The 5,909-nt window shown below is 66.4% G+C and carries 5 protein-coding genes; all 5 read left to right on the top strand.

Annotated features, from left to right (window positions below; all coding sequences use genetic code 11):
* Window positions 1–56 precede the first annotated feature (56 nt).
* Window positions 57–1,439, top strand: coding sequence for a UDP-N-acetylmuramoyl-tripeptide--D-alanyl-D-alanine ligase (gene murF / locus JHD07_RS30800; protein ID WP_291628978.1), 1,383 nt, complete (start codon window positions 57–59; stop codon window positions 1,437–1,439).
* A 169-nt stretch (window positions 1,440–1,608) separates the two neighbouring features.
* Window positions 1,609–2,712 (top strand): phospho-N-acetylmuramoyl-pentapeptide-transferase, encoded by a 1,104-nt coding sequence (mraY, locus tag JHD07_RS30795; protein ID WP_291628975.1) that lies wholly within the window; start codon window positions 1,609–1,611, stop codon window positions 2,710–2,712.
* A 130-nt stretch (window positions 2,713–2,842) separates the two neighbouring features.
* On the top strand, window positions 2,843–4,243 hold the full coding sequence (gene murD, locus JHD07_RS30790) for a UDP-N-acetylmuramoyl-L-alanine--D-glutamate ligase (protein ID WP_291628972.1): 1,401 nt from the start codon (window positions 2,843–2,845) through the stop codon (window positions 4,241–4,243).
* A gap of 228 nt (window positions 4,244–4,471) precedes the next feature.
* Window positions 4,472–5,623 carry a putative lipid II flippase FtsW gene (ftsW, locus tag JHD07_RS30785; protein ID WP_291628970.1) on the top strand — a complete coding sequence of 384 codons (1,152 nt, stop codon included), beginning with the start codon at window positions 4,472–4,474 and terminating at the stop codon, window positions 5,621–5,623.
* A gap of 120 nt (window positions 5,624–5,743) precedes the next feature.
* A partial coding sequence (locus JHD07_RS30780) for a glycosyltransferase (RefSeq protein WP_291628980.1) occupies window positions 5,744–5,909 on the top strand: 166 nt, incomplete at its 3' end.

The raw sequence follows: 5,909 nt of genomic DNA, 5'->3' as shown, positions 1-5,909 counted from the left end.
GTGCTGCCCTTCAGTGATCACGAGGCGGTCGCCGCCGCACTAGCATCGAGGGTCGCATGAGCGCGCCGATATGGACGATTGCCGAGGTCGCGCGTGCGCTTGGTGTGGCCGGATCGTTTCCGGAGACGCCGATCGATCTCGTCACACAGGACAGCCGCCTGGTGAAGCCGGGCAGCCTGTTCGTCGCCCTCAGCGGCACGCCGAGCGGCGGCTTCGTCTCCGCCTTCGCCAGCGCGCGCGACGGCTGGGAGTTCGCCGACAAGGCGGAAGCGGCAGGTGCGGTGGCGATGATCGTGCCGCACGAGATCCCAGGCATCCGCATTCCCCAGATCGTCGTGAAGGACACGCTGATCGACGGTCTCTGGGCCCTTGCGCGCGCAGCACGCGCGCGCTTCAACGGTCCGGTGATCGGGCTCACCGGCAGCGCCGGCAAGACCAGCACCAAGGAATTTCTCGCCGCCTATCCGAATGCCTATGCGAGCCCCTCGAGCTTCAACAATTTCTGGGGCGTGCCGCTGACGCTGTGCAATGCCAGGCGGGACGCCAGCCTCTGGGTGGTCGAGATGGGCATGAACCAGCAAGGCGAGATCGCCCGTCTCAGCGAGCTCACGCAGCCGACCGTCGCGCTGGTCGTCAACGTCCAACCGGTGCATCTGGAGAAGCTGGGCTCGCTCGAGGCCATCCGGCGGGAGAAGGTGTCGATTGCGCTCGGCCTGCCCGAGACTGGCGTGCTGGTGCTGCCGGCCGGGATCAAGGCGCCCGAATGGAAGGGCAAGGTCGTGCGCTTCGGCAGCGAGCATGCCGAGGTGCACGAGGTCGCGCACGCGCCGCACGGCGAGAGCTGGCAGGTCGTGGCCGCGATCGGCAAGAAGGAGATCGCCTTCAGCCTCACCCCCGGCGCGCCGCACCGGGTGCACAATGCGCTGGCCGCGCTCGCCTGCGTTCATGCCGCGCATCTCGACGTCGCGACGCTGGCGATCAAGCTCGATCGTGTCGGCATCATGACCGGGCGCGGCGTCGAGCAGGCGGTCGGCGACATCACCGTGATCGACGACAGCTTCAACGGCAATCCGGCCAGCGTGGCGGCTGCGCTGCAGAGCCTCCAGGCGCGCCACATGAGCGGCGGCCGCCGCATCGCGGTTCTCGGCGACATGCTCGAGCTCGGCGAGGACGCACCGAGCTACCACACCGGCCTCGCCGAATATCTCGAAGGCATCGACGGCGTCTATTGCGTCGGACCGCTGATGCGGCATCTGTTCGACTTGCTGCCGCCAGGCAAGGGTCTCGGCTGGCACGACGATCCGGCCACGCTGAAGCCCAGCGAGGTCGCGAGCCTGCTGAAGGCAGGCGACGTCGTGGTTGTCAAGGGCAGCAAGAAGATGTTCTGGGTCAACAAGTTTGTGCCGGGGCTGGTGGCCGCCTTGCAGGCAAAGGCGTAAACTGCTTGGAAGGCGCCGTTCCCGAATCCCACCCTTTGCGGTACGAGGCCTTCCGCTTTCCTGAGGCCGCGCCCGACCCGATGATGAAGACCAGCGAATGCGCGTGAGGCACGTTGAGGCCGCGATATGGCCGAGGCCAAATGTGCAAAGGCGTCATAGGACCCTCTGAATGTTTTACTGGCTGATCGAACTTTCAAACACATTTCCGGGCTTCGGTGCCGTTCGTACCTTCCTGAACGTCTTCCGCTACATCACCTTCCGCACCGGCGGCGCCGTCGTCACCGGCGCGCTGTTCGTCTTCCTGTTCGGACCCTGGATCATCGATCATTTGCGCATCCGCCAGGGCAAGGGGCAGCCGATCCGCACCGACGGTCCGCAATCGCATCTCGCCAAGAAGGGCACTCCCACCATGGGCGGGTTGATGATCCTGTCCGGCCTCACCGTCGGAACGGTGCTGTGGGCCAACCCGCTCAACCCCTATGTCTGGATCGTGCTGGCGGTGACGCTCGGCTTCGGCTTCGTCGGCTTCTACGACGATTACCTCAAGGTGACCAAGCAAACCACGACCGGGTTCGGCAGCAAGCTGCGCCTCTTGATCGAGGCGGTGATCGCGCTGGTGGCCTGCTACGCGCTGGTGCGGCTGAACCGCGATCCCGCCTCGACCGCGCTGACTGTTCCGTTCCTGAAGGACACAGTGCTGCATTTCGGCTGGTTCTTCGTCGTGTTCGGCGCCTTCGTCATCGTCGGTGCGGGCAATGCCGTGAACCTCACCGACGGTCTCGACGGCCTCGCCATCGTGCCCGTGATGATCGCGACCGCGAGCTTTGCGATGATCGCCTATCTCGCCGGCAACGCCGTGTTCGCGGACTATCTCCAGATCAAATATGTCGCCGGCACCGGCGAGCTCGCGGTGCTCTGCGGCGCGTTGCTCGGCGCGGGCCTGGGCTTCCTCTGGTTCAACGCGCCGCCGGCCTCGATCTTCATGGGCGACACCGGCTCGCTCGCGCTGGGCGGCATGCTCGGCGCCATCGCGGTCGCGGTGAAGCACGAGATCGTGCTCGCGGTGATCGGCGGATTGTTCGTGCTCGAGGCGGTTTCGGTCATCGTGCAGGTCGTGTCCTTCAAGCTCACGGGCAAGCGCGTGTTCCGGATGGCGCCGATCCATCACCACTTCGAGCAGAAGGGCTGGACCGAGCCGCAGATCGTGATCCGCTTCTGGATCATCTCGGTGATGCTGGCGCTCGCCGGGCTCTCCACGCTGAAGCTGCGGTGATGGGGATGACTGCCCAGCACCGTCATTCCGGGGCTCGCGAAGCGAGAACCCGGAATCTCGAGATTCTCTGGTGCGCAATTGCGCACCATAGTTCTCGCTTCGCGAGCCCCGGAATGACAGAGGAGGGATCATGATCCCCGTCACCTCCTTCGCCGGCAAGACGGTCGCGGTGTTCGGCCTCGGCGGCTCGGGGCTCGCCTCCTGCCATGCCTTGAAGGCGGGGGGCGCCGAGGTGATCGCCGCCGACGACAATGCCGAGAACGTCGCCAAGGCGGTGCAGGCCGGTTTCATCAGTGCGGATTTGCGCAACGTTTCCTGGGCCAATCTCGCCGCGCTCGTGCTCGCGCCCGGCGTGCCGCTCACTCATCCGGTGCCGCACTGGAGCGTGCTGAAGGCGCGCGAGGCCGGGGTCGAGGTGATCGGCGACATCGAGCTGTTCTGCCGCGAGCGGCGGCGCCACGCACCGAACGCGCCGTTCGTCGCCATCACCGGCACCAACGGCAAGTCCACCACGACGGCGCTGATCGCTCATCTGACGAAAGTCGCCGGCTACGACACCCAGATGGGCGGCAATATCGGCACCGCGATCCTGTCGCTGGAGCCGCCGCGCACGGGCCGCGTCCACGTCATCGAGATGTCGTCCTACCAGATCGACCTCACGCCCTCGCTCGACCCATCCGTCGGCATCCTGCTCAACGTCAGCGAGGACCATATCGATCGGCACGGCACCATCGAGCACTACGCCGCGGTGAAGGAGCGCCTCGTCGCCGGCGTGCAAGGCGGCGGCACCGCGATCGTCGGTGTCGACGACGGCTTCTGCCGTGACATCGCCGACCGGCTCGACCGCGCCGGCAAGAACGTCGTGCGCATCTCCGTCAAGAATCCGCTCGCCTCCGGCATTTATGTCGAGCATGGCAATATCGTGAGCGCCTCGGGCGGCGCCCGCAGCGAGGTCGCCGCGCTCGGCGGTATCGGCTCGTTGCGCGGCCTCCACAATGCGCAGAACGCGGCCTGCGCCGCCGCCGCTGCGCTCGCGATGGGCATCAGCCTCGATGTGCTCCAGAACGGCCTGCGCAGCTTTCCCGGCCTGGCGCACCGCATGGAGCAGGTCGGCCGCCGCGGCAACGTGCTGTTCGTCAACGACTCCAAGGGCACCAACGCCGACGCTACCGCGCATGCGCTGTCATCGTTCGCAGATATTTTCTGGATCGCCGGCGGCAAGCCCAAGGCGGGCGGCATCACTGGTCTCACCGGCTTCTTCCCGCGCATCCGCAAAGCCTATCTGATCGGCGAAGCCGCGCAGGAATTTTCGGGCACGCTCGGCAGCGAGGTGCCGCACGAGATCAGCCAGACGCTCGACGTCGCTGTCGAGCACGCCGCGCGCGATGCGGAAGCCTCGGGGCTTGCCGACGCCGTCGTCCTGCTCTCGCCCGCCTGCGCCTCCTTCGACCAGTACCGCAACTTCGAGATCCGCGGCACCAAGTTCCGCGAGCTGGTGCAGGCGCTGCCGGGCGTGAAGCCGGTGGTGTGACAGCGCTCTCGTGTCCCGGACGCGCGTAGCGCGAGCCGGGACCCAGAATGCGACACGGTACTCGTTGAGAGCTGGGCCCCGGCTCTGCAGCGCACCACGCCGCGAAGAGGCGGCGCGCTGCGCTGCGTCCGGGGCACGAGACTCTCCACAACTTGATCCATCATGTTAACCCTCCGGTAACCAACCTCGGCGACCAATGGACCGACCTCCGTCCGAAAGCGGCCGCCCATGCTCTCCCGTGAAGAACGCACCCCCTTTTCCGAGTGGTGGTGGACCGTCGACAAGCCGCTGATGGGCGCCATCCTGGCGCTGATGCTGACCGGCGTGATCCTGTCGCTGGCGGCGAGCCCGCCGGTTGCGACCCGCATCGGGCTTGATCCCTTTCATTTCTTCAGCCGCCACGTGATGTTCCTGGTGCCGTCCTGCATCGTGCTGCTCGGCGTCTCCTTCCTGTCGCCGCGGTCGATCCGCCGCTCGGCCCTGCTCATCTTCGCGGCGAGCATCGTCCTGATCGTGCTCACGCTCGCCTTCGGCCCGGAGGTGAAGGGCTCGCGGCGCTGGATCACGCTGCTCGGCGTCAACATTCAGGCCTCCGAAATCGCCAAGCCCTCTTTCGTCGTCATCGCCGCCTGGCTGTTTGCGGAATCGACGCGGCGGCCGGAGATGCCGGCGACCTCGATGGCGGTGGTGCTGCTGCTGATGCTGGTCGCGCTCTTGGTGATGGAGCCTGACTTCGGCCAGACCATGCTGATCCTGATGGTGTGGGGCTCGCTGTTCTTCATCGCAGGGATGCGCATGATCTGGGTGTTCGGCCTCGCGGGCCTCGGAGCGGCCGGGCTGTTCAGCGCCTATCTGTTCGTCCCGCACGTTGCGGGTCGCATCAGGCGCTTCATGAATCCGGCCTCCGGCGACACCTTCCAGGTCGATACCGCCATGGAAGCCTTCTACAACGGCGGCTGGTTCGGCCTCGGGCCGGGCGAGGGCATTGCCAAGCGCAGCCTGCCGGACAGCCACACCGATTTCGTGTTCGCGGTCGCCGCCGAAGAGTTCGGCATCATCCTGTGCCTGGTCATGCTGGCGCTGTTCGCCTTCGTCGTGATGCGCACGCTGTCGCGAGCCTATGCCAATGAGGACATGTTCTCGCGCTTTGCAGCCTCTGGCCTTGCGATCCTGTTCGGCGTGCAGGCCGCGATCAACATGTCGGTGAACCTGCAGCTCATCCCGGCCAAGGGCATGACGCTGCCGTTCATCTCCTATGGAGGCTCCTCGATCATCTCGCTGGCCTATGGCGTCGGCATGATGCTGGCGCTGACGCGGCTGCGCCCGCGCACCGAGGTCGAGGCGAGCGGCCGCGCTGAGGCGATGCGCAGCTACGCGTGATGTGGGCCCCGGTTCAGCAGCGCACCACGCCGAAGAGCGGCGCGCTGCGCTGCGCCCGGGGCACGAGCATCAAGTAGCCGGCTCGCAATGACGAAGAACTCCCTGTAAAACTTCCCCACCATGGACACGTCCCCCCTGATTCTTCTCGCCGCGGGCGGTACCGGCGGCCATCTGTTTCCGGCCGAGGCGCTCGGCGTCGAATTGATCCGGCGCGGCTTTCGCGTCCGCCTCGTCACCGACGAGCGCGCGCTGCGTTATAGCGGCCTGTTCAGCAAGGACATGATCG

Origin of the sequence: Bradyrhizobium sp. (assembly GCF_016462955.1) — a bacterium.
GTDB lineage: Bacteria > Pseudomonadota > Alphaproteobacteria > Rhizobiales > Xanthobacteraceae > Bradyrhizobium.
Note: the sequence above shows the minus strand (reverse complement) of the source record. Positions and strands in the feature narration are given on the sequence as shown.